Origin of the sequence: Siminovitchia jepli (assembly GCF_047228825.1) — a bacterium.
GTDB lineage: Bacteria > Bacillota > Bacilli > Bacillales > Bacillaceae_C > Siminovitchia.
Map to the genome: position 1 here is coordinate 14,468 of NZ_JBFEGN010000018.1, position 23,033 is coordinate 37,500.

Here is a 23,033-nt window from a genome sequence, read left to right on the forward strand (position 1 = left end):
CCGTTATCCCACCATTCCCATTAAGTAAACGACAGTGAAGATAAATACCCAGACTACGTCAATAAAGTGCCAATAAATACTGGCCAAATAAAACTTTGGCGCATTGTAAAGACTTAGTCCCCGTTTTGCGTTACGAACAAGCAATGCCGTAATCCAGCCAAGCCCGAACACTACGTGTCCTCCATGGAAGCTTACAAGCGTATAGAAGGCCGAACTGAAAGCACTGCTTTTAAAACCGAATCCCAATTCTGTCGTGTAGTGATGAAACTCATAAATCTCCAATATAAAAAATCCTAAGCCCAATAAAAGTGTGATGATAAACCACAATTGCATCTTTTTATAGTTAAAGTTCCGCAAATGGTAAATGGCATACACACTCGTTACAGAACTTGTAAGTAACAGCATCGTCATGGCAAATGCAAGCGGCAATTCGAATATTTCTGTTGATGTCAGTCCGCCGCTTGCCGGAACCTTATCTTTCAGCGCCAGGTACGTGGCGAAAAAAGATGCAAACAGTACGGTTTCGCCTCCAAGAAAGAACCAGAGGCCCAAAAATTTATTTTTACCCTCCAGAGTGGCCCTTTCCGGCAACTCGGGCCATGTTTCTGGAGTAAACTGCTGTTCAACATGCATTATGCCTTAACCCCCTTCTCATCTTCCAGCAACTCCGCTTTCGGGATATGATAGCCGTGATCGTCTTTCAGGGAGCGCACAAGCATGGACCCAAAGGAAATGGCCAGCCCAATGATTAATACCGGTATTCCCCAAGCGAAATCTTTGTTGTAAATGGCTCCAAAGGAAGCAACGAAGAATCCAAAAGAAATCATGAATGGGATGAATGAACCATTTGGCATATGAATGTCTCCAACAGGCTCAGCCGGCGTCATTTCCGTTTTACCATCCATTTTTTCAAGCCAGAACGCATCAAGCCCGCGAACTAACGGAAGCTGCTTAAAGTTGTAATAAGGTGCTGGTGAAGAAATCGCCCACTCGATCGAGCGTCCGTCACCCCAAGGGTCATTTGCGACAGGTTCGTTTTTGATTGTTGTCAGGACAACGTTAATGAGCAATACAATGACGGCTACAGCCATTGTCAAAGCACCGATGGAGCTTATCATGTTTCCGGTCGACAATCCTTGTCCGTCAAGGAATGTGGCTACTCTTCGCGGCATTCCCATCAAACCAAGGAAATGTTGAACGAAGAATGTTAAATGGAATCCAACCACAAATAAGAACCATGTAATTTTCCCCAATGTCTCATTCAGCATATGTCCAAACATTTTAGGCCAATAGTAATGAACGGCAGCAAAAATACCGAATACGACCCCGCCAACAATGACATAGTGGAAGTGGGCAACAATAAAGTATGTGTCATGATACTGATAGTCGGCAGGTGCTGCCGCCTGCATGATTCCAGTTACGCCGCCCATGACGAATGAAGGAATAAACGCCGCTGCCCAAAGCATCGGAGTGGTAAATTTAATGCTTCCTCCCCACATCGTCAATAGCCAGTTAAAAATTTTAATACCTGTCGGTACGGCAATAGCCATTGTTGCAACAGCAAAAATCGCGTTGGCAATATTACCCAATCCAACTGTAAACATATGGTGAGCCCAAACCATGAAGCCGAGGAATCCGATTAATACGGTAGCGAAAACCATTGATGAATAACCGAATAATCTTTTTCTCGAAAAGGTTGAGATTACCTCGGAGAATATGCCAAAAGCCGGCAAAATCAATATATACACTTCCGGGTGTCCAAAAATCCAAAAGAAGTGTTCCCAAATAATTGTGTTGCCCCCGGCTGCCACGTTGAAGAAGTTGGAGCCGAACATTCTGTCGAAAGTCAGCAGGAACAATGAAACAGTAAGCGGCGGGAAAGCAAATAAAATTAGTGCTGAAGTGACGAATGTTGTCCAGGTAAACATCGGCATTCTCATGTACGTCATTCCCGGAGCCCGCATGTTAATAATGGTTACCAGGAAGTTAATGCCCCCCATGAGCGTTCCGAAACCCGAAATTTGGATACCGGTTGCGTAAAAATCAATCCCATGGGTTGTGGAGTTCATTGCAAGCGACGCGTAAGATGTCCATCCGGCATCAGGAGCACCGCCAAAAAGCCAGGATACGTTTACCAACAATCCCCCAAAGATGAACAGCCATAATCCAAGGGCATTCAAAAACGGGAATGCCACATCCCGCGCTCCGATTTGAAGGGGCATAATCGCGTTCATAAATCCAATCAAAATCGGCATGGCTGCCAAGAAAATCATTGTCGTTCCATGCATCGTCATCATTTCGTTAAACGTACCAGCACTTACAAAGTCATTGTTGGGCACTGCGAGCTGGATCCGAATAATCATGGCTTCGATGCCGCCCAGGAGGAAGAAGAAAAATCCTGCGCCAAAGTATAAGATACCAACTTTTTTATGGTCGACAGTTGTTAAATAGTCCCATAAGGTGGCTCCGAAACCTCTTTTTTGAGCAATAGTACTCACAGTTAAACCTCCCTTGTTTAAATCGTTATTTTTGTACCTTCAACTCCATTAAATATGCAGCCAAAGCGTCCAGATCTTCGTCTGACAATTCAGGATAAGTCCCGGTCATTTTGTTGCCCGGTTTGACTTTTTCCGGATCCTTGAGCCATTTCTTCAATTCACCTTCGTCATGTTTAAGGACGCCGGCAATTCTTTCCCGTTCGGCAAACCCGGCCAGGTTAGGAGCGGTTCTTGCTTGAGCCGGTGTTTCGTTGCTCGGGGAAATGGCATGGCATGTAATGCAGTTTTGTTTGAAAATCTCTTCCCCTTGTTGTGCAAGTTCCGTAGTTGGGGCAGGTTCTTTGGCATTTTGCATGCCTGCCACCCAGCTGTCAAATTCCTGTTTCGGCAATGCCTTTACCTTAAAGTCCATCAATGCATGCGAAGGACCGCACAGCTCGGCGCACTTGCCGTAGAATACATTGCCTGCTTGTTCCGCTTTGTCACTGTCCACCGTTAACCAGAATTTATTCTCACTTTCCGGGTTTGTATCCAGCTTTCCTCCCAATGGCGGAACCCAAAATGAATGTTTGATATCAGCGGATTTAACCTGGAAATAAACCTTCTCATCGGTTGGAATCACCAGGTCCTGGCTCGTTACAATGCCAAGGTCCGGGTATTCAAATTCCCACCAGTACAAGTGGGCGCGTACATTGACAAGCAAATGCTCCCTGTTTCCATCCTTATCTTTCTTGTCAATTGCAGATACATTGCCCTGGCTAAAAGTTATGGCAACCGTAGGTACGGCAAGGATCAGCAAAAGGATGATCGGAATGACAGTCCAGACAATTTCCAATGTATGACTGCCTTCAACCTGTTTGGGGATTTTATTTTCTTCCCCTTTCCGGCGGCGGAAACGAATGATGGCAAAAACCCAAATGATTGCTACAACCACGACTACTAATGTCATAATCCCGATACTTAAAAGAATGAGATCATATTGTTGCTTGGCAACTTTACCCGCCGGTGTCAGCGCGGATAGAAAAGGCTCGCCGCAGCCTGAAAGAACGAGCGCCGACATCGCAAATATTGATAATAGGCGCCACTTATGCAGCCATTGTTTCATAATTCTACAAACCCCTCTTTCGTTAAAAATCATAATGTCAGCCCTATATGGATTTCTTACATGAAGAAAGAATTCCCGAAGTTATATAACTGTAAATATGACCATGGCAGTAAAAAGAATGGTCAAATAGTTTAAGGAATAGACAAACATGGTCGTAGCCCATTTTATATCATTTTTCATCTTATAGCCAGCAATTCCCAATATGAGCCATCCCACGTTCAAAATGGTCGCAAACACCACGAACGGGGTGCCCAGGGAAAACATGAAAAACGGCAACGGCAGCAACAGGGCCACCCACATGACAATGCTTCGCTTTGTAGCCGCAAAGCCTTTTACGACAGGCAGCATCGGAATATTTGCCGCACGGTATTCTTCCACCCTCCTCATTGCCAGCGCATAAAAATGCGGCGGCTGCCATGCGAACATGATGAGAAAGAGCATCCAAGCCATGGCCGGCAAGCTCGGATCAACTGCCGCCCAGCCAATTAAAGGCGGAACCGCACCCGAAATGCTTCCGATCACAGTATTGCTTACATACCGCCGTTTTGACCACATGCTATATAGAACCACGTAACTGAAGACCCCGATTATGCCAATGAGGCCGGCAATTGCATTCGTCATAAAAACCATGAGCAGGCCTGCAGCGATAAAGCTAAAGCCAATCGCAAGCACTTTTCCTCCGCTGATTCTTCCCGTCACTGTCGGTCTTTCTTTCGTCCTTTCCATAATCGGGTCGATGTCGCGGTCAATATAATTATTTAGCGCACATGAACCGGCTATTATAAGAGACGTACCCAGCAATGTTAAAAAGACGGTGTCCAGTGACTGGAAAAAATGTTTTTCAGTCATCATGATCGCTACCCATAGTCCGGTAAAAGTCGTGATCAAGTTCGAGTTCACGATGCCAATCTTGATCAATGACAGAAAGTCTTTCCAGGCAGCAGCAGGAGGGATGGCTTCTTCCACCGCTGATGCAAGCCGACTGTTATCCATTATTCTTCCACCTCTCTCCCTTCTTAAACTTGGCTGCTTTAACATTACTATAGTCCAAAATGATGCAGTTTTCCCCTATTATGTTCATTTTTCAGTATTTGTTCACTTATTTTCCTGTTTTTTCAATATCCATGTTATGTAAAAAACGCCGGTGCACCCCGTATTGTACCATACTGCATCCGAAAATCCGAACTAACGGGTTAAAGCATTTTGGGCTTTCCATATAATATTTAAGCACATTATCAATATATTTATATATTGCTTTCTCCTCAATCTTTGTCAAAAGTGTGTCAACAAAATACTTTTTTTGGCTAAATATGGGGCACCCTATATCATTTCTAGCAAAAAAAAACTGCAATTTCAAGTTTTTCAATAGTGAAAAAGATGTTAACAAATTTGTCGGTTGTTTTTTTTTATGGGATTGGGTAGTATCGTTATTGAAATTGTATTGTTTAAAAATAAAACTCCAACATGTAAGTAGGTGAAATTTTGCACCGGAAATTAAAATGGTTCGCCGTTCTCTCGACGGTGGTCATGGTTTTCGTCCTGCTCGGGGGAGCCTTGGTGACAAAGACGGGTTCTTCGCTCGGCTGCGGAAGATCATGGCCCCTTTGTAACGGTCAGCTGATCCCAACAAATATCAATGCTGAACTGATCATTGAATTAGCCCACAGAATTGTTTCCGGTTCTGCCGCCCTTCTGGTTGTCACCCTTTCCGTTTGGGCTTGGAAAGCGATCGGGGACAAAAGAGAAACAAAAGCGCTCGCTGTTCTTTCTGTCTTCTTTCTCATATTGCAGGCATTAATCGGTGCGGCTGCGGTGATATGGGGACAATCAAAATTTGTTTTGGCACTTCATTTCGGCATTTCTCTCATTTCCTTTGCTTCTGTCTTTTTATTGACACTGCTCATTTTCGAAGTGGATAAAAAGTTCGATGCGACAAAGTTAAAGATTGATAAAAAAATGAAGTACCATACAATCGGGGTTACGGTATACAGTTATATAGTCGTTTACACGGGCGCACTCGTCCGCCACACGGAGGCAAGCCTTGTCTGCAAAGATTGGCCTTTCTGCTCGAACGGGACTCCGCTGTCGCTTCCTTCCAACATGTACGAGTGGATTCAAATGGGCCATCGGGGGATGGCCGGGCTCATTTTTATTTGGATTGGTTATATTGCATGGATGGCAGCCAAACATTATAAAAAGCAAAAAGTTGTTTATGTAGGGTGGATGGCAGCCTTCATTCTCGTTTCCTTGCAAGTAGCGGCCGGTGCGGTCGTCGTATTTTCCCAATTGAATATTTACGTTGCCCTTGCACACGCCCTCTTCATTACCTGCCTTTTCGGGTTGCTTAGCTATTTTATTATGTTATTTACAAGACCCGGCGTCGAGTATGCCCCTGTTCAGGAAACGGATGAAACGCCGGCGGCCGAACTGGAATCATCAAAAATGATTACGCAGCAATGAAAAAAACTTGCACATTGTCATCATGTGCAAGTTTTTTTGTCGTCTTCATTTTCTTTAACATGTAAGTTGAAACAATTTATTTTTCCATCTCGATAAGCAAATCGCCCGTTTGGATGGCCTCTCCGCTTTTGACAAAAATGTCTTTGACGATTCCGGAGAAAGGTGCCTGTACAGTCGTCTCCATTTTCATTGCTTCGGTGATGATAAGATGGTCGCCTTTTTTTACCGGTTCCCCTTTGGCAACAAGCACCTTTAGCACCGTTCCGGGCATGGTGGCCGCGATTTCCGCTTCGTTTTTCGGATCTGCCTTCCTCTTTGCCGCAATGGTCGATTTGATGCTTTCATCCTTTATGACAACCTCACGCGGCTGGCCGTTTAGCTCAAAGTAGACCGTCCGGGTGCCATCCGGCTGTGATTGGCCAAGCGATACGAGCTTGACGATCAGTGTCTTTCCGGTTTCGATCTCCACCTCGATTTCTTCGCCCAGTCTCATTCCGTGAAAAAATGTCGGTGTGTCCAAAACCGAAATGTCTCCAAATTGATTCATTGTCTGCAAATACTCAAGGAACACTTTCGGATACAGGGCGTGAGCCATCACATCGTACTCCGAAACGGCACCACCGGCCTCTTTGGCCAATTTTTCTTTCAGGGCGTCAAAATCGATATCTTCAAGCAATTCTCCAGGACGTACGGTAATCGGCTCCCGGTTCTTTAAGATGACCCGCTGCAAATCTTTCGGAAAACCGCCGTGCGGCTGTCCCAGGTATCCTTCAAACAGTTCAATAACCGAATCCGGAAAGTCGATTTTCATGCCTTTTTCAAGAACATCTTCCTCCGTTAGGTCGTTTTGCACCATAAAGAGGGCCATATCCCCGACCACTTTGGAGGAAGGCGTTACTTTCACGATATCTCCAAACATCAGGTTTACCCTGCGGTACATGTCTTTCACTTCATCCCAACGGTTCCCAAGCCCAACCGCTTTTGCCTGCTGCTGAAGGTTGCTGTACTGCCCGCCGGGCATTTCATGGCGATAAACTTCCGAATGAGGCGCGAGCATGCCGCTTTCAAAGTGCTGATAATATTTACGCACATCCTCCCAGTAATAAGAAAGCTTCTCCACATTATCAATCGGAAAGTCAGGCTGCCTGTCCGTCCCCTCAAGGGCATAGTAAAGTGAATTCAGGCTGGGCTGCGATGTAAGTCCTGCCACAGATCCCAAAGCCGTGTCAATGATATCGACGCCCGCTTCAATGGCTTTCGTATACGCAAAGATGCCGTTCCCGCTCGTATCATGCATGTGCAGGTGTATGGGCAAATCGACCGTATCCTTTAATTCGGAAATGAGGCGGTAAGCCGCTTCGGGTTTTAATAATCCGGCCATATCTTTAATGGCCAAAATGTGTGCGCCCAGCGCTTCCAGTTCTTTGGCAAGCTGTTTATAATAATGGACATCATACTTGGATCTGGCCGGATCGTTGATGTCTCCCGTGTAGCAGATCGCGGCTTCCGCAATTTTTCCCGACGTGCGAACCGAATCGATTGCCACTTCCATTCCCTTAATCCAGTTCAGGCTGTCAAAAATCCGGAAAACGTCAATCCCGGCATCGGCCGACAGCCGGACAAATTCACGGATAACGTTGTCAGGATAGTTTTTGTATCCGACCGCGTTCGATCCCCGGAACAGCATTTGAAAAAGCAGGTTCGGAATCTTTTTCCTGAGTGCAAGAAGCCGCTCCCACGGATCTTCTTTCAGGAACCGGTATGCAACGTCAAATGTGGCCCCTCCCCACATTTCCAGGGAGAACAATCCCGAAAGAAGGTGCGCTGTCGGCTCCGCCACCTGCAGCATGTCACGGCTTCTGACGCGGGTGGCGAGCAGCGACTGGTGTGCATCACGGAAAGTCGTATCGGTTACAAGTACCTTGTCCTGACTTTTCACCCAATCGACGAGGCCTTGCGGACCTTGTTCGTCCAAAATTTGCTTTGTTCCGGACGGAACCGGTTCGCCTCCGGGTATTTTTGGTATGCGTGGATCCGGAAACACAGGCTTTTTCGCCTTTTCAATTCCCGGAAATCCGTTGACCGTAACCGTCCCGATATATGAGAGCATTTTTGTTCCGCGGTCTTTGCTCTCTTCAAAAGAAAACAACTCCGGTGTATCGTCGATAAAGGATGTGTCATATTCACCCGTAATGAATTTTTCATGCTCCATCACATTAATCAAAAATGGAATATTGGTTTTTATTCCCCTAATGCGAAATTCTTTCAGATTTCTGACCATTTTTGAGGCTGCCTGCCTAAAGGTGAGCGCCTGGGTCGATACTTTTACGAGCAGCGAATCGTAAAACGGCGTAATGACCGCTCCCTGGAAACCATTTCCGGCATCAAGGCGAACGCCGAATCCCCCCCCGGAACGATAGGCCATGATTTTACCCGTATCCGGCATAAAGTCGTTAAGCGGGTCTTCGGTTGTCACGCGTGACTGGATGGCAAAGCCGTTCATCTTGATGTCTTCCTGCTTCGGAATCTGGATGGCTTCCCCGTGCAGGGAATGCCCTTCGGCAATCAGGATTTGCGATTGGACGATGTCGATGCCGGTAATCATTTCTGTAATCGTATGTTCCACCTGAATCCTTGGGTTTACTTCTATAAAATAAAATTCGTCGCCTGAAACGAGAAATTCAACGGTTCCGGCATTGATGTATCCGACATTTTTCATGAGAGCGACCGCCGCATCGCAAATTCTTTCCCGCATTGCATCCGAAAGCGAGACGCATGGCGCCGTTTCAACGACCTTTTGATGGCGCCTCTGGACGGAGCAATCCCTTTCAAACAGATGAATGATATTGCCTTGCGGATCCCCCAAAATCTGTACTTCAATATGCTTCGGATTTTCAATTAATTTTTCCACATATACTTCATCATTTCCAAAAGCGGCTTTAGCTTCTGATTTGGCCCGCTCGTACGCTTCTTTCAATTCTCCGCGCGAACGCACAATCCTCATGCCGCGGCCGCCGCCGCCAAGAGCGGCCTTTACCATAACGGGATACCCGTGTTCGTTTCCAAACGCAGCGGCTTCCTCCAAGGTTTCTGCAGGACCGTCGCTTCCCGGGATCACAGGGATCCCCGCCAAAATGGCCTGGTGCTTCGCTTTTACTTTATCCCCGAACATATCAAGGTGTTTGACAGCCGGCCCGATGAAGATAAGGCCCTCTTCTTCGCACCGTCTGGCAAATTCAATGTTTTCGGAAAGGAATCCGTAACCCGGGTGAATGGCATCCGCTTCGGCTCTCTTTGCAATGTCAATGATGCCTTCAATATCCAAATAGGCATCAATCGGCTTTTTCCCTTCGCCAACCAAATAAGCCTCGTCTGCTTTGTAACGATGATAGGAGCCCGAATCTTCGCGGGAGTAGACGGCTACTGTCCGGATGTTCAGCTCGGTGCATGCCCGGAATACCCGGATGGCGATTTCTCCCCTGTTGGCAACTAATACTTTGTTGATGTTCTTCATCCAAAATTCTCCCCTTCTATACCATTTATTTAAATATACCTCTCTGAACATTCAATTTCCGATTGGCAATCGGCTTGAAAGATTCAGAGTGCGGTACAGGAGCAGCTTTTTCAGTTTTGAATTTTTCTTCATATTTGTTAAACATGGCGACATTTGCCAAAATCCCCATCGAAATGGACAATACCAGAATGGATGAACCGCCATAGCTTATAAAAGGAAGCGGAACCCCCGTTATGGGAATCAGGCCTGACATTCCGCCCAAATTAATAAATGACTGAATGCCGATCATGCCCGAAATGCCAATCGCGAGCATTGCGCCAAACGGATCCTTGCTTCTGGTCGCTATAAAAAAGCCTCTCAAAACGATATACCCAAGCCCGGCCAATACAAAAGCCACTCCAAATGCCCCCAGCTCCTCTGCAATGATTGACATAATAAAATCCGTGTGGGCTTCGGGGAGATAACCAAACTTTTGGACGCTTTGGCCGAGCCCCAAACCTTTTAATCCGCCGGAACCGATGGCCAAATACGAGTTTACGAGTTGAAAGCCTTCTTTCTGCCCGGTTCCGAAAGGATCCAAAAATCCTGCAATCCGGCCCATTCGGTTTTCCGTAAAAATTTTTTCGAATTTTAAAATAAGAAAAGGGGTCAGTGCCGCAATCAAAAGCAGACCGAGCATAATGATTTTCAGGATCGTGCGAAAACGCATTCCCGAGCATACGATAATCATCATGCCGATTAAAAAAGTAATAAGCGCGGTTCCGTTGTCCGGCTCCATTGCAATTAAAAAGCAGACAAAAACGAGAAAGAGCAATGGGGGCAAAACCCCTTTATCGAGCTGATTGATATAGGATTGCTTTTTTGAATATACCGCGGATAAATAAATGATGACGCTCAGCTTCGCAAATTCGGATGGCTGTATTTTTCGCGCGCCCAATTGAATCCAGCTTTGTGCATTATTGGTGACATGCCCGAATAAATCAACTGCAAATAATCCCAGCACTGCGGCTAAAGTAATGAAAATGAGAAAGGTTTTATTTTTGTATGCTTTATATGGAAAAATGGCGAAAAACAAAAAAAACGCAAACCCAACCAGCAGATTGATTTTCTGCTTTTGATAAAAATAGTCAGCCGGGTAATCGTACCACTGTACAGCGACCACCATGCTGGCACTATAAATCATGATCAACCCAAATAAACAGAGCAGAAAATAAACAGCGATGATCGAATAATCATATGATTGCAGTATTTTTTTCAGCATATTCTTCATCCAATCTATCGTTCAAATTTCGCCATTTATATATAGAGTGAAAAAGTAATAGACTTTTATCGAAACGTCTATTGGACAAAAAAACCCAAACAATTTCGAATAAACTGTTTGAGTTTTACAGTGCGGCGACAATGATGCTTGTACAAAATGACTCACTTTTCACTTTCTGTAAATGCTTCGTGGAGAGCAGAAAGCCGCCTTTCAAGTGAAACGATCAATTCTTTGCCATCCTTTTCGTCTACAAGTCCGAGGCGGACGGCAAATTCTATTTCACGAGAAAAACCGAACATTTGAGTATCCAGCACTTCCTCGTATAAAGGACATTTTGGCATCGTTAAATTGTCCATTTGCACCTGAATCAAACGCAAAATCTTATCCGCGTCTGCCTTGAGTAGAGCATAGGCTTTTTCCCGATGATCAATCTTCATTTCAGACACCACATTTTATCCCCCTGTCTCCGGACAAATAGACAATACTATCTGTAAATTTTAACCCCTGCATGGGCAAATTGCAAGAGTTAAGCGGAAATATGTGCAAAGCCGGTTTTTAAGAATGGGCCGATTTTTCCTTAGCAAACATTGAAAAAAAGAATCGGATGGGGCAGCTTTTATTTTTGAAAATTTCGCGGTATACTTACTGCAGGATAACAAGGAGGTTAAATGATGAATACGATTCTCCCGATTAAAGGCAAGGTCAAGTTTCCAATCACTCTCGATGCAGGTGTTTGGATTTTTGATGACCGCAAGATCGATTTGAATACATACTTTTCGGAAGGCAGCAAAGAGGAAAATGAGGAGGAATTTACAGTAGCCTCCAAACATTGGGACAGGGTCATAAAAGAAGGCAATGTTTCACCCCCCACCCTTAAATCGGAACGCCAGTTTGAGAAAACAAAACTGTTGACAGGTACTTTCGGCATTTCCATAAAGCCTTTTTTGGAAAATGCCGAACCCAGGGAGGATGCGTCAATTTTCGTCATTGAAGCTGGATCAAATGATATTTCAATTCCGCTTGAAGATGCATATGATTTAATCCTTGCTTTTTCAAAAGAAGGCAAACCGCTTAAAGAAGACGGGCCTGTCCATGTGTTATACCCGGATGGATCCAACAGGAATAATCCGATTACATCTGTAAAAGGTTTCCGTATAGAATAAGAAAAAACGCTACCGGATTCTATCTTAGGCAGTAAGAGGCCAGATTGGTTAAATTTGCGCCATCTTAACCGGCCGAAACGAGCAGGCGCAAAAGCGCCTGTTTTCTCGTTTTCCCCTTATAATATGTCTGCAGCCAGACGGGCCAGGCCGGATCTTTCTCCTTTAATCAACTTAATATGTCCCGCGGCTCCTTCCTGCTTGAAGCTTTCCAGTACGTAAGTCAAGCCATTATTATATTCGTTCAAATAAGGGTGGTCAATTTGCTGCGGATCCCCCATCAAAACAATTTTGCTATTTTCCCCCACCCTGGTTAATATTGTTTTTACTTCATGTTTTGTTAAATTTTGGGCTTCATCTATGATAATAAATTGCTCCGGAATGCTTCTTCCACGGATGTATGTGAGCGCTTCCACCTCGATTGATCCCATTCCGGCGAGGATCGAATCGAGTTCCCCAGGTTTTTTGGTATTAAATAAATATTCGAGGTTATCGTATATCGGCTGCATCCACGGTCTCAGTTTTTCCTGTTTTTCGCCGGGCAAATATCCGATATCTTTTCCCACCGGAACAATCGGGCGGGCGACAAGCAGCTTTTTGTACAGTTTCAGGTCTTCCGTTTGCATTAACCCCGCGGCCAGTGCAAGTAAGGTCTTTCCCGTACCGGCCTTGCCGATCATCGTGACCAGCTGGATATCCTGTCGAAAAAGCAGTTCGGCAGCCATCATTTGCTGGGCGTTCCTCGGCTTGATACCCCAAATGGACTCATAGCCGCTTTTGAGTTTTTTGATTTTCGTTCCGCTATTATCAACGATCCCAATCCCGGATGACGAGCTCCCCAGTTCATCTTTCATGATTAAAAACTCGTTTGGATAAACGGTTGTTTTTTCCGATAAATCCAAACAGGATATTTCGCCCTTTTCGTAAAAAATTCTTAAAGAGTCTATATTGACAAAGATTTCTTTCATCCCGGCATACAGGTGATCCACTTCAACGACCCGGTCGCTCAAAAAGTCTTCTGCCAACAGCCCGAGCGCATCTGCTTTTACCCTTAATAAGGCATCTTTGCTTACGATGATTACTGGCTTGCCATTTTCCTTGGCCTCTTCTTCAATCGCGATATTTTTGGCGACTGCGAGTATGCGGTTATCATTTGTTTTTTCAAGGAAAATTTCCTGCAGCTGATGAAAAGATCGATGATTCAATTCAATTCGAAGCGTGCCGCCATTTTCAAGTCCGATCTTTTCATGAAGTTTTCCCGTCTTTCTGAAGCCGTCTATCAATTTGGCAACATGTCTTGCATTCCGGCCAATCTCACTCATATCCCTTTTTTTGGAATCAAGCTCCTCCAACACCACGGCCGGAATGACGATCTCATTATCCTGGAATGAAAATATGGCATTCGGATCCTGCAGCAAAACATTCGTATCCAACACGTAAATTTTCGTCAAATTGATGCCTCCTGCTCCTTTTTAATATCATATGAAGCGGTAAATGAGCCGGTTCCAGTGAAAATGTTATGAATGGCCAGCACTTTTTCTGAAATATATGCCTGCCCGCATAAAGATAGAAGCTCTTTCACAAGATAAATGACAGAGCCAGGAGTATGCATAAGGAGGCAATCAGAGTGAAGAAAGCTTTAATATCAATATGTATTCTGTTACTTGCAGCTTGCGGGCAAGCGAACAATATGGAAACTAATGAAAACGAGCCCAGACCGCAAGGAGTGAGTACAAGAAATGAAGAGATGGCGGATAACAATCGCAGAGCCGACATTGACAAGGCCAGCCATCTTGCAAAATTGGCTTCGCAAGTTCCCGGTGTAAAGGGCGCCCGGGCAGTCGTTGCCGGAGATTATGCCGTAGTCGGTATTGATGTGGACGAAAACCTGGACAGATCCAAAGTGGGGACACTTAAATATTCAGTGGCTGAAAGTATAAAGCATGATCCGTTGGGAGCCGGCGCAGTTGTTGTAGCTGATCCTGATGTAAATGCCAGGATCGAGGAAATAAACAATGATTTCGCGGCAGGACAGCCGCTTCAGGGCATCCTTAATGAACTGGCAGATATAACTGGCAGGGTGATCCCTGAACTCCCACAGCGGGAAATGAACAAAAACCCTCAGGAAGCTCCGCAAAAACCAAAACAGGAAATGAAGCAAAAAGAGGACAGGCGTTTAAATAGGGAACAGGAACGGCAATCAACGGAGGAATGATGTAAACGGACACCGATTCATGGTATAATCTTTCAAAAGAGAACTTCCATTTTTTTACCTGAGGTGGTCCTTATGAAAGTACAGTGTGTTATTTGCGATGAACAAAATGAACTCGATGATGATACACCTCTTGCAAAAAAGCTGCGGAACAGGCCCATCCACACTTATATGTGCGACAAATGCCATAAAAGAATTGAGGAAAAAACAATGGCCCGGCTTGCAAGCGGACAATTTCACCTGTACAGTTTTAAAAAGAAAAAAAAATAACCTCGAGCATCAAAAAAACACCCAATGCCTGCGCATGGGTGTTTTCTGCCTGCCGGCATCCTGAAGCTAAAGTGCCCCTGATTTCTTTTCTTTGTTTAACCGGATTTTATAAATGATTAAAATTAATGCGGCAACAACAAGCCCTTCAGCAATCGGAAGGAAAATGCCCAAAAAAGTAAGCAAGGTGCAGCCGGCTATCAAGAAAATGTAAATAATAACGGATTTCAGCAAAGGGAGCTTCTTGGCAAACCCCAGTTTATATACCAGGATACTAAGAGCTATTATCGTTAAATATAAAAGCCAGTTTGCTGCTGACAGACTTGGAGTCATTTCATAATAAAACCTATAAATCGGAGAAAATTTGTCAATAGCAGCCAAGTCCGCTTTTGTCATCCCGATTGCGAAAACTTGGCTTCCGAAGAAATCCATCCCCCTACCTCCTCATGCAATCCTTTTAAAAGGGATTCCCCGGTATGGGGGAATCCCAAATAAGCATACCATATTTACCTTGTTTTATAACCTGTTCAGGCGTATTTTTTCTTTTTCGCCACTTTTTCCCGTTCATTTTTATTTAAAATTTTCTTCCGCAAACGGATCGATTCAGGGGTGACTTCACATAATTCATCATCATTTAAATACTCGAGCGACTCTTCCAGGGACATGATCCTTGGCCTTTTTATAACGGATGTTTGATCCTTCGTAGCCGACCGGACGTTTGTTGCATGCTTAGTTTTAGTAATATTGACTGCAAGATCATTTTCCCGGGTATGCTCTCCGACAATCATTCCTTCATATATTTCGGTTCCGGGTTCAACAAAAATGGTTCCGCGGTCTTCAACGTGCATAATGCCATAGGATGTCGCTTTTCCGCTTTCCATGGAAACAAGCACCCCTTGGTGCCTTCCGCCAATCTGTCCCTGGATCATTGGCTGGTAACTGTCAAAGGTGTGATTTAATATGCCATACCCTCTTGTAATCGACATAAATTCGGTTGTGTAGCCGATCAGGCCGCGCGCTGGCACTTGGAAGATCAACCTTGCCTGTCCCTTTCCGTTGTTGATCATGTCCAGCATCGTTCCTTTCCGGGATCCAAGCGACTCAATGATGCTTCCGGTGTATTCCTCCGGAGTATCAATTTGCACGTGCTCAATCGGTTCACAAAGGATACCGTCGATTTCTTTTACGATGACTTTGGGCTTGGAAACCTGGAGCTCGAAACCTTCCCTTCTCATATTTTCAATCAAAATGGACAGATGGAGTTCACCGCGGCCGGAGACGATCCAGGAGTCCGGGGAATCGGCATTCTCCACCCGCAAGCTAACATCCGTTTCAAGCTGCGTCAAGAGCCTTTCTTCAATTTTTCTGGCTGTAACAAATTTGCCTTCCCTTCCTGCAAAGGGGCTGTTGTTGACAAGAAAAGTCATCTGTAGAGTCGGCTCGTCGATTTTTAAAACAGGAAGGGGCTCTTGATGGTCTACCGGGCAAAGGGTCTCACCCACGTTTATGTCTTCCATTCCGGAAACGGCAACGATGTCGCCGGAAAACGCTTCTTCAATTTCAACCTTTTTTAAACCAAAGAATCCGAACAGCTTGGTCACCCGGAATTGTTTAACTGTTCCATCCTGTTTTAACAGGGCGACCTGCTGGCCGACTTTAACGGTGCCGCGAAAAATGCGGCCAATCCCGATTCTGCCGACATATTTGTCATAATCCAATAAGGAAACTTGAAATTGGAGCGGTTCTTCCCGGTTTTCAACGGGAGCCGGAATATGTTTCAAAATCGTTTCATAGAGCACTTCCATCGTTTCATCCTGGCGGTCCGGCTCTGTACTTGCCGTCCCGTTAATTCCGGACGTGTAAATAACCGGAAATTCAAGCTGCTCATCGTTCGCATCCAATTCGATAAACAATTCCAATATTTCGTCCACAACTTCTTCGGGACGGGCAAAATCACGGTCAATTTTATTGACAACAACGATCGGGGTTAAATTTTGTTCCAGTGCCTTTTTCAATACAAACCGCGTTTGGGGCATGCAGCCTTCGTAAGCATCAACGACAAGCAGGACGCCGTCAACCATCCTTAGGATCCGTTCTACTTCTCCGCCAAAATCGGCATGTCCCGGGGTATCCATTATATTGATTTTTGCATCTTTATATTGAATGGCTGTATTTTTAGCCAATATCGTTATGCCTCGCTCACGTTCCAGTTCATTGGAATCCATCATGCGATCTGCGATATGCTCGTTCGTGCGGAAAATGCCGGATTGCTTTAAAAGCTGGTCCACCAAAGTCGTTTTCCCATGGTCAACATGGGCAATGATCGCTATATTCCTAATATCATTTCTGTTTTTCAAAGTTGTTCCTCCTGCCTATTGTCTTGCTAGAGCTTGAACCCGACAATTATATCATAAATAGTGGCTAAACGGATAACTTTTTTGTACAATGGACTGGATGAGGAGGCGAATTTTTGTGAGTGGCATTAAGTGGAACTTTTTATTTCTTGCCGTATTGGCGGCATTTTCCATTGTAGGTATGGGCATCTCGCTTGGAGAAAGAAGTCTGCCGGGAATGCTCATTTGTTTTGTTGTTTTAGTATCCGTCATGGGTTACGGTTTTAAAACGAAAAAAAAACTTCGGGAATCCGGAAAGCTTAACCAATAACGGTTGATTAGCCTGTCATGCAAATCATCCAAAAAACGGCGCCCACTCAATGAATGGCGCGCCGTTTGGCTATTGAAAGCCTCTTTTTAAATATTTCTCAATCATTTTTTCGTGCAATCCCGGTTTGGCTGCCAAAATGGGGGTTTTTTCAAGCAAATTTAACGGCTCGCCCCTTAAATTGGTTACTTTGCCGCCCACCTCTTCCACAATAATCTTTCCTCCGGCGAAATCCCACGGTGAAAGACGCATCGTTATGTAGGCATCGAGCCTTCCCGCCGCTACGTAAGCAAACTCCAGGGCGGCCGACCCGTAAGACCGGGTTCCGCGCACATCATTGACGAGCGGAATGAGTGTGATGGCAGGGTCCAAAAGTTTGTTTGAAGTCAGCCATGTGGAATTGATGCCGACAATCGCCCTTTCAACGGCCGTTTCTTTCAAACGGGGAAGCTGTTCGCCATTCCAATAAGCTCCCTCTCCGGCAGCGGCAAAATACAATTCGTTCAATACGACATCATATATGTAGCCGAGGCGGGATTCCCCGTTTTCAAATATTCCGATGGAGATCATAAAATTCCGTTTTTGATGGATAAAATTTGTCGTTCCATCAATGGGATCGACAACCCACACAATACCGGAAAGATCTTCCAGCTTATCGCCAAAACCTTCCTCGCCCATCATCCGGTGTCCGGGAAATCTCTGTCTAATGTGTTCGGCAAAAAACCGTTCTGTTTCCTGATCAATATTCGTAACAAGGTCATTCGGGTTGGATTTTTCCGTTATTTGAAGAGCCGTTTGAAACGATAAGATGATTTTATCACCGGCTTCCTTCAGCCAGCCCCGGACACATTCATCAATTTCCGTCCAATTTGTCATTGTTTACCTCCAAAAAGTCATTCGTTGTTGCCTTGTTACAAGCTTAGATAATTAGGGGAACGTTTTCAAGTAGCCGGACAAAAAAACGAACTCCTATGTTAAACATGGCAAAAAGGGAGTTCGTTTTTTCATGTTTTTATTTTCCTTTAGGACTCTTTTCATTTGCCAAAATCTCACAACGCTTCCATTTTCACTAGTTCTGCGCGAATTCTTTCCAATTTGCGCTTTGCTTTCATTTTCTTCTCTTCATTTTCTTCTTGCATGGCATCAAACAATACGGCTAATTCATAATTCAATTCAAGGTGAAGGACAGCAAGTTTTTGTTTATCCACTGACTTTTTGCGATAAGCATGCATTACTTGCTTCATGAAAAACACCCCTTCCAAAATTAATCTCCAATGCTTCCCTCAATTCACAATTTACTTATTATATCGTATGTGATCGGTATTATGCCGGTAACTAAATTGTGCACTCACCTATGAAAATGTTGCATGAGTCCTTCAGCTTACTAGTTTAGTACCCTTTTCTCCAAAAAAATAAACGCATTGTTTCAATGCGTTATAAGGACGACTGACTCTTCATAAAAATCATTTTGTTGTCTTCTGCCTGTTGCGCTTTTTGAAAAACAAGGTAGGCAGAATATCCGCTCAGCTCTTCAAACTCCTTCGCAACCTTTTTTTCTTCTGCTTTTCCCGGGACAATTTTCTTGAAACGGCGGTATTGGCTCATAAATTCATCACGCGCAATGCCTTTTTCATAGGCTTTTTCAACGGCCTGAAAAAAATCAATGACCGCAATGATTTCTTCTGTCGTCCAATGCTGCGAACAAGGATATTGATACTCCACTATTTTCCACTCCATTTCGCGCGAATTGATGCTGCCTCCGTGATCATCGACCGGATCAACTCTTTCACACTTACCTCTTTATGTATTAATCCAATTGCCTGGCCCGCCCATCCATATCCTTGATCAACGAGCCCTTCATGAATATATTTTTTGTTTGCTGTCCCGCTGATATACTCTTTCAGTTCTTCGTAACCGCCGCCCGCGCGTTCGATTTCCAGAATTTTTTCGGCCCATCCGTTTACAATCACCCGGCCTGGGGCATTTAACGTTTGTTTGATGACAACAGTATCCGTTACATCTCCTTTGAGAATAGCCTGTTTGTATTCATCGGCAGCATGTACACATTCTCTCGTTGCAATAAACCGTGTCCCCATCTCAATACCTTCGGCACCGAGTGCAAGCGCAGCCATCAATCCTCTGCCATCGGCGATGCCGCCCGAAGCAATGACAGGTATTTCAACACTGTCCACAACACGCGGGATGAGGACGAAGGTTCCGATGTCATCCTTGCCGATATGTCCGCCGCCTTCCTGGCCCACAACCATGACGGCATCAGCTCCAAGCTGTTCTGCTTTGACCGCCTGTCTTTTCGCCGCTACCAGCACAAGCTTTTTGACATCCACTCCTTCGAGCATCCGGAAAAATGGGGCGGGGTTTCCGCCGGTCACGGAAACAACACTGACGTTTTCTTCAATGGCTGCTTCGACCATATGTTCAAAGGGACGGCCATGCTGGCCGATTGCAAAATTGACGCCGAAAGGCTTGTCTGTCAATTCCTTCGTTTTTCTAATTTCTTCCTTTAGTCTTTCCGGGCTTTCCAATGACATTGCCGTAATCTGACCGAGTCCTCCTGCGTTTGAAACGGCTGCAGCCAGTTCGGAATAGGCCAAATAAGCAAGCCCCCCCTGAATGATCGGATATTGAATATGTAATAATTCAGTCACCCTTGTTTTCCATTGTTCCACTGCACATCTTCTCCTTTTTTCCTTTTACTGTATTCATTCTTCATCCATGCAGGAAAAACCTTTTACAAACAAAAAAAGAAGCAAACCGGGGTCCGCTTCTTACACTGCAGTAATTGTTGCTGCTGTTTCTTCCTTTTTGCCGCAGTCACAGCAGCAGGAATATAGTGTCGTGACTTTCTCATCTTCAACGTAATCAATCGTTGCATTGCATAACTGGCAGACAAGGATACCCATTTATTCCATTCCTTCCGTCAGAAAATGAAATCTTAATTCTATAATAGGGTATCACATATCTGATTTCAAGCCCAAATTGTATGACACATATAACAAATCGACATCCTGAAGCTATTCAGTTGCAATGAGGTGGGGATCCGCCATGTCGTAGCCTTTTTCACGCAGACCCCGAATCATTTTTTCCAAACCGTCCCTTGTCCACTCTCTGTCATGCATTAGCAAATTGGCCCCATTTTGAAGCAATGGTGTATTCACCATAATGTCGGCTATGGCATCCCCGGTCATGTATGCTTTTTCCCAGTCATAACCGTACGTCCAATTCATCAGGAGCATGCCTTCTTTAGCAGCGATCTCCCTGCTCTTGTCCGTATTTTGTCCAAATGGAGCGCGGAAAAATTTTGGCCGCTCCCCCGTTACCTTTTCCACGATATCATTGACTGAAACGATTTCCTCGATTTGTTCCTTTTCCGACAGCGTTGTCAAATCACTATGGGAATACGTATGGTTGCCGATGACAAATCCGAGATCATATATTTCTTTTAACATCTTTTCCTTTTCGGGTGTGTTGATAAAGTGTCCATTAACAAAAAAGATGGCTGGAACATGAAGCTTCTTTAATGTTTGCGCCATGTCCAGCGCATATTTATCTGGAGCGTCATCAATGGTCACGAGGACAACTTTCGGGTTTGCACCGTCAATCGGTTCAAGGGAATAGGTTGATTCGTTCATTTTGTACTGGGGTTTTTCCTCTTGTTCTTTTTCCTTTGCCTCAGTCGATTCTGCAGCTTTCTCATCATCCTTGTTTTTCATTTCTGTGTTTTCTTTTTGCTGTGCAGAATGGTTTGCCCCGGCTTTTTCCGTTCCCATTCCTGCCTCACTGGAACAGCCCAGCAGGAACAATGCACATAACATGATGTAACACCATTTCATAAAACCATTTCACCCTCTATTAATCTACTATTTTTATCCGAACAAAATTCATTATACCCGTTTTTTGTCCGGTCGTTATATAGGAAAAAGGTCACGCCGGAAAAATAAACTGCAATAGCAAATGCAGGGCCAAATAGGCAGAAAGGCTCATTGCTGTTATGACAAAAGTGATTTTGTTGGACTTGACAATGATTCTGCCAAGCATAAAGGCCAGATAAAAAAATACACCAAACAAAATGACCTTGAAGAAAAGACGATCTCCTCCGGACAGCCACTCCGCCAACGTAAACCCGCTCCAAATCATCAGCTGCAAAATAAGGGCAATATACTTATTCATCCAGATCGCCACCGTCTCTTTAGAGAAATGCACCTTACTGATTATATGCACGTCTGGCCGTCATTTAAAACATGAATTTTCTTTGAAGAGTTTACACTGTGTCCGACTTCATATTGCATCTTGGGTGTATTTTAAAATCTTGATTTTCGTTTAGTCGTTTTGTACGGTTGGCGAGTACACGATTTTTTTTGATTTAAATCATATGCTGCCGAATTGACAAAACCATATATAAAGGGCCGTCCAAAAGTCGAGATATCAACTTTTTGAACGGCCCGCGTGTTTTTTATATGTTTTTTATTTGACAATATGAATGGGCGTTCCCAGAGCCACTTCCGCAGCTTCCATCGTGATTTCTCCCAAAGTGGGATGGGCGTGGATTGTCATCGCAATGTCCTCGGCTGTCATGCCGGCTTCAATGGCGAGTCCGATTTCGGCGATCATATCGGATGCGCTAGCTCCGGCAATTTGGCCGCCGATGACGAGACCGTCCTCCTTGCGTGTAATTAATTTTACAAAGCCGTCTGTTGCATCAAGTGCAAGTGCCCGGCCGTTTGCTGCAAACGGAAATCTTCCTACGGAAATGTCAATGCCTTCTTCCTTCGCCTGCTGCTCCGTATAACCGACAGATGCAAGCTCAGGCTCGGAAAACACGACAGCCGGAATGCCGAGATAATCAACCTGTGAAGCATGACCCGAAATGACTTCAGCGGCGATTTTTCCTTCGTAGGAGGCTTTATGGGCAAGCTTTGGTCCATCGACGATATCACCGATGGCAAAGATGTTCGGGATATTCGTTCTTAATTGCTTGTCTACTTCAATCAAACCCTGGTCGTTTACTTTAATGCCGACTTGCTCAAGTCCTAGCTCGTCCGTGTTCGGTTTTCTTCCGACCGTGACGAGGACATAATCCGCTTCAACGGTATGTTCTTCCCCTTTAGCCTCATAGGTGACTTTGACACCTTCGTCCGTTTCTTCGACGCCTTTTGCCGATGCGTTGGTCACGACCGTTACATTTTTCTTCTTCAAGTTTCTTTTGACCAAAGCGGTCATTTGTTTTTCAAATCCGCCTAAAATTTCTTTCATGCCTTCAATAATCGTTACTTCAGTTCCAAAGTTGGCATAAGCCGTTCCGAGCTCAACCCCAATATATCCCCCGCCGACAATCACGAGTTTTTTCGGCAGTTCATCAAGATTAAGGGCGCCTGTTGAATCAATCACCCGTTTGGAATATTTAAAACCGGGAATTTCTACAGGACGGGAGCCGGTCGCAATAATGGCATGCTTGAACGTATACGTTTGCGCTGAATTTTCGTCCATGACGCGGACGCTGTTTTCATCGACGAAGTAGGCTTCACCTTGGACGATGTCGACCTTGTTCCCTTTTAAAAGGCCTTCGACTCCTCCTGTCAGCTTGTTCACTACGCCTGACTTCCATTCCTGGACCTTGGAAAAATCCAATGTAACGTTTTCGGCGTTAATGCCGATGGCATCGGAATGTTTCGCCTCGTCATAGCGGTGCGAAGCAGAGATGAGTGCTTTGGACGGAATGCATCCGACATTTAAACAAACGCCTCCAAGGCTGCCTTTTTCCACGATTGTCACTTTTTGGCCGAGCTGAGCGGCACGAATGGCCGCAACATATCCTCCCGGCCCTGCCCCTATCACAATCGTATCGGTTTCAATTGGGAAATCTCCTACTACCATTCT

Annotated in this window: 23 protein-coding genes; 5 read left to right on the forward strand and 18 right to left on the reverse strand. The window is 44.9% G+C overall.

The features are described from left to right. Positions 1 to 3: 3 nt before the first annotated feature. The 4 genes from AB1L08_RS09035 to cyoE form a co-directional block, all read right to left on the reverse strand. A complete protein-coding gene (locus AB1L08_RS09035; RefSeq protein WP_413064336.1) occupies positions 4 to 633 on the reverse strand; it encodes a cytochrome c oxidase subunit 3 in 630 nt (209 codons plus the stop codon). Beyond that, positions 633 to 2,498, reverse strand: coding sequence for a cytochrome c oxidase subunit I (gene ctaD / locus AB1L08_RS09040; protein WP_413064337.1), 1,866 nt, complete (start codon positions 2,496 to 2,498; stop codon positions 633 to 635). The genes AB1L08_RS09035 and ctaD overlap by 1 nt, the downstream gene beginning before the upstream one ends. A 25-nt stretch (positions 2,499 to 2,523) precedes the next feature. Next, on the reverse strand, positions 2,524 to 3,603 hold the full coding sequence (coxB, locus tag AB1L08_RS09045; RefSeq protein ID WP_413064338.1) for a cytochrome c oxidase subunit II: 1,080 nt from the start codon (positions 3,601 to 3,603) through the stop codon (positions 2,524 to 2,526). Between the two features lie 81 nt (positions 3,604 to 3,684). Beyond that, the gene (gene cyoE, locus AB1L08_RS09050; RefSeq protein ID WP_413064339.1) at positions 3,685 to 4,596 is read right to left on the reverse strand and encodes a heme o synthase; all 912 of its coding nucleotides are present in this window, start codon (positions 4,594 to 4,596) and stop codon (positions 3,685 to 3,687) included. Positions 4,597 to 5,085: 489 nt separating this feature from the next. On the opposite strand from cyoE, the gene AB1L08_RS09055 reads away from it, so the two are divergent. Then, positions 5,086 to 6,063, forward strand: coding sequence for a COX15/CtaA family protein (locus tag AB1L08_RS09055; RefSeq protein WP_413064340.1), 978 nt, complete (start codon positions 5,086 to 5,088; stop codon positions 6,061 to 6,063). A 76-nt stretch (positions 6,064 to 6,139) separates the two neighbouring features. On the opposite strand, the gene pyc is transcribed toward AB1L08_RS09055, so the two are convergent. The 3 genes from pyc to AB1L08_RS09070 all read right to left on the reverse strand — a co-directional run bounded on the left by pyc (position 6,140) and on the right by AB1L08_RS09070 (position 11,287). After that, the gene (gene pyc, locus AB1L08_RS09060; protein ID WP_413064341.1) at positions 6,140 to 9,577 is read right to left on the reverse strand and encodes a pyruvate carboxylase; all 3,438 of its coding nucleotides are present in this window, start codon (positions 9,575 to 9,577) and stop codon (positions 6,140 to 6,142) included. A 25-nt stretch (positions 9,578 to 9,602) separates the two neighbouring features. Next, the gene (locus AB1L08_RS09065) at positions 9,603 to 10,838 is read right to left on the reverse strand and encodes an FtsW/RodA/SpoVE family cell cycle protein (RefSeq protein ID WP_413064342.1); all 1,236 of its coding nucleotides are present in this window, start codon (positions 10,836 to 10,838) and stop codon (positions 9,603 to 9,605) included. A 161-nt stretch (positions 10,839 to 10,999) separates the two neighbouring features. Beyond that, the gene (locus AB1L08_RS09070) at positions 11,000 to 11,287 is read right to left on the reverse strand and encodes an Fpa/YlaN family protein (protein ID WP_413064343.1); all 288 of its coding nucleotides are present in this window, start codon (positions 11,285 to 11,287) and stop codon (positions 11,000 to 11,002) included. A 222-nt stretch (positions 11,288 to 11,509) separates the two neighbouring features. Between AB1L08_RS09070 and AB1L08_RS09075 the strand changes: the two genes are divergently transcribed. Further along, positions 11,510 to 12,001 carry a molybdopterin-binding protein gene (locus tag AB1L08_RS09075; protein WP_413064344.1) on the forward strand — a complete coding sequence of 164 codons (492 nt, stop codon included), beginning with the start codon at positions 11,510 to 11,512 and terminating at the stop codon, positions 11,999 to 12,001. Between the two features lie 116 nt (positions 12,002 to 12,117). Here AB1L08_RS09075 and AB1L08_RS09080 read toward each other — a convergent pair whose 3' ends face one another. Then, positions 12,118 to 13,449 (reverse strand): PhoH family protein, encoded by a 1,332-nt coding sequence (locus tag AB1L08_RS09080; RefSeq protein WP_413064345.1) that lies wholly within the window; start codon positions 13,447 to 13,449, stop codon positions 12,118 to 12,120. 176 nt (positions 13,450 to 13,625) lie between these two features. Here AB1L08_RS09080 and AB1L08_RS09085 point away from each other — a divergent pair, with 176 nt between their 5' ends. Both AB1L08_RS09085 and AB1L08_RS09090 read left to right on the forward strand, forming a co-directional pair. Then, complete coding sequence (locus AB1L08_RS09085; RefSeq protein WP_413064346.1) at positions 13,626 to 14,213, forward strand: YhcN/YlaJ family sporulation lipoprotein; 588 nt, start codon at positions 13,626 to 13,628, stop codon at positions 14,211 to 14,213. A gap of 72 nt (positions 14,214 to 14,285) precedes the next feature. Continuing rightward, positions 14,286 to 14,480 (forward strand): YlaI family protein, encoded by a 195-nt coding sequence (locus tag AB1L08_RS09090; protein WP_413064347.1) that lies wholly within the window; start codon positions 14,286 to 14,288, stop codon positions 14,478 to 14,480. A gap of 66 nt (positions 14,481 to 14,546) precedes the next feature. Here AB1L08_RS09090 and AB1L08_RS09095 read toward each other — a convergent pair whose 3' ends face one another. Both AB1L08_RS09095 and typA read right to left on the reverse strand, forming a co-directional pair. Further along, positions 14,547 to 14,810 carry a YlaH-like family protein gene (locus AB1L08_RS09095; protein ID WP_413064368.1) on the reverse strand — a complete coding sequence of 88 codons (264 nt, stop codon included), beginning with the start codon at positions 14,808 to 14,810 and terminating at the stop codon, positions 14,547 to 14,549. A 194-nt stretch (positions 14,811 to 15,004) separates the two neighbouring features. Then, positions 15,005 to 16,834, reverse strand: a complete 1,830-nt coding sequence (gene typA / locus AB1L08_RS09100; RefSeq protein WP_413064348.1) for a translational GTPase TypA — start codon at positions 16,832 to 16,834, stop codon at positions 15,005 to 15,007. A 115-nt stretch (positions 16,835 to 16,949) separates the two neighbouring features. On the opposite strand from typA, the gene AB1L08_RS09105 reads away from it, so the two are divergent. Continuing rightward, positions 16,950 to 17,141, forward strand: coding sequence for a YlaF family protein (locus AB1L08_RS09105; RefSeq protein WP_413064349.1), 192 nt, complete (start codon positions 16,950 to 16,952; stop codon positions 17,139 to 17,141). 69 nt (positions 17,142 to 17,210) lie between these two features. Here the strand turns inward: AB1L08_RS09105 and AB1L08_RS09110 are convergent, their stop codons facing one another. The 8 genes from AB1L08_RS09110 to lpdA all read right to left on the reverse strand — a co-directional run bounded on the left by AB1L08_RS09110 (position 17,211) and on the right by lpdA (position 23,030). Next, positions 17,211 to 18,014, reverse strand: coding sequence for an inositol monophosphatase family protein (locus AB1L08_RS09110; RefSeq protein WP_413064350.1), 804 nt, complete (start codon positions 18,012 to 18,014; stop codon positions 17,211 to 17,213). Positions 18,015 to 18,187: 173 nt separating this feature from the next. After that, entirely contained in the window at positions 18,188 to 18,382 is a 195-nt protein-coding gene (locus AB1L08_RS09115) for a hypothetical protein (protein ID WP_413064351.1), read from the reverse strand. Between the two features lie 190 nt (positions 18,383 to 18,572). Beyond that, entirely contained in the window at positions 18,573 to 18,860 is a 288-nt protein-coding gene (locus tag AB1L08_RS09120; protein ID WP_413064352.1) for a UPF0223 family protein, read from the reverse strand. Next, positions 18,860 to 19,825, reverse strand: a complete 966-nt coding sequence (locus tag AB1L08_RS09125) for an NAD(P)H-dependent flavin oxidoreductase (RefSeq protein ID WP_413064353.1) — start codon at positions 19,823 to 19,825, stop codon at positions 18,860 to 18,862. The genes AB1L08_RS09120 and AB1L08_RS09125 overlap by 1 nt, the downstream gene beginning before the upstream one ends. Before the next feature lie 99 nt (positions 19,826 to 19,924). Beyond that, entirely contained in the window at positions 19,925 to 20,059 is a 135-nt protein-coding gene (locus AB1L08_RS09130; RefSeq protein ID WP_413064354.1) for a GapA-binding peptide SR1P, read from the reverse strand. Positions 20,060 to 20,170: 111 nt separating this feature from the next. After that, complete coding sequence (locus AB1L08_RS09135; protein WP_413064355.1) at positions 20,171 to 20,989, reverse strand: polysaccharide deacetylase family protein; 819 nt, start codon at positions 20,987 to 20,989, stop codon at positions 20,171 to 20,173. 91 nt (positions 20,990 to 21,080) lie between these two features. Beyond that, complete coding sequence (locus AB1L08_RS09140; RefSeq protein WP_413064356.1) at positions 21,081 to 21,326, reverse strand: hypothetical protein; 246 nt, start codon at positions 21,324 to 21,326, stop codon at positions 21,081 to 21,083. Between the two features lie 294 nt (positions 21,327 to 21,620). Further along, positions 21,621 to 23,030 carry a dihydrolipoyl dehydrogenase gene (gene lpdA, locus AB1L08_RS09145; RefSeq protein WP_413064357.1) on the reverse strand — a complete coding sequence of 470 codons (1,410 nt, stop codon included), beginning with the start codon at positions 23,028 to 23,030 and terminating at the stop codon, positions 21,621 to 21,623. Positions 23,031 to 23,033: the final 3 nt, after the last annotated feature.

What these genes read in the sequence shown, in the direction of transcription:
- AB1L08_RS09035 (WP_413064336.1), bottom strand. Translation starts at nt 633, where the DNA reads ATGCATGTTGAACAGCAGTTTACTCCAGAAACATGGCCCGAGTTGCCG.
- coxB (WP_413064338.1), bottom strand. Translation starts at nt 3,603, where the DNA reads ATGAAACAATGGCTGCATAAGTGGCGCCTATTATCAATATTTGCGATG.
- cyoE (WP_413064339.1), bottom strand. Translation starts at nt 4,596, where the DNA reads ATGGATAACAGTCGGCTTGCATCAGCGGTGGAAGAAGCCATCCCTCCT.
- pyc (WP_413064341.1), bottom strand. Translation starts at nt 9,577, where the DNA reads ATGAAGAACATCAACAAAGTATTAGTTGCCAACAGGGGAGAAATCGCC.
- AB1L08_RS09065 (WP_413064342.1), bottom strand. Translation starts at nt 10,838, where the DNA reads ATGCTGAAAAAAATACTGCAATCATATGATTATTCGATCATCGCTGTT.
- AB1L08_RS09075 (WP_413064344.1), top strand. Translation starts at nt 11,510, where the DNA reads ATGAATACGATTCTCCCGATTAAAGGCAAGGTCAAGTTTCCAATCACT.
- AB1L08_RS09090 (WP_413064347.1), top strand. Translation starts at nt 14,286, where the DNA reads ATGAAAGTACAGTGTGTTATTTGCGATGAACAAAATGAACTCGATGAT.
- AB1L08_RS09095 (WP_413064368.1), bottom strand. Translation starts at nt 14,810, where the DNA reads ATGACTCCAAGTCTGTCAGCAGCAAACTGGCTTTTATATTTAACGATA.
- AB1L08_RS09110 (WP_413064350.1), bottom strand. Translation starts at nt 18,014, where the DNA reads ATGACAAATTGGACGGAAATTGATGAATGTGTCCGGGGCTGGCTGAAG.
- AB1L08_RS09115 (WP_413064351.1), bottom strand. Translation starts at nt 18,382, where the DNA reads ATGAAGCAAGTAATGCATGCTTATCGCAAAAAGTCAGTGGATAAACAA.
- AB1L08_RS09130 (WP_413064354.1), bottom strand. Translation starts at nt 20,059, where the DNA reads ATGGGTATCCTTGTCTGCCAGTTATGCAATGCAACGATTGATTACGTT.
- AB1L08_RS09135 (WP_413064355.1), bottom strand. Translation starts at nt 20,989, where the DNA reads ATGAAATGGTGTTACATCATGTTATGTGCATTGTTCCTGCTGGGCTGT.
- AB1L08_RS09140 (WP_413064356.1), bottom strand. Translation starts at nt 21,326, where the DNA reads ATGAATAAGTATATTGCCCTTATTTTGCAGCTGATGATTTGGAGCGGG.
- lpdA (WP_413064357.1), bottom strand. Translation starts at nt 23,030, where the DNA reads ATGGTAGTAGGAGATTTCCCAATTGAAACCGATACGATTGTGATAGGG.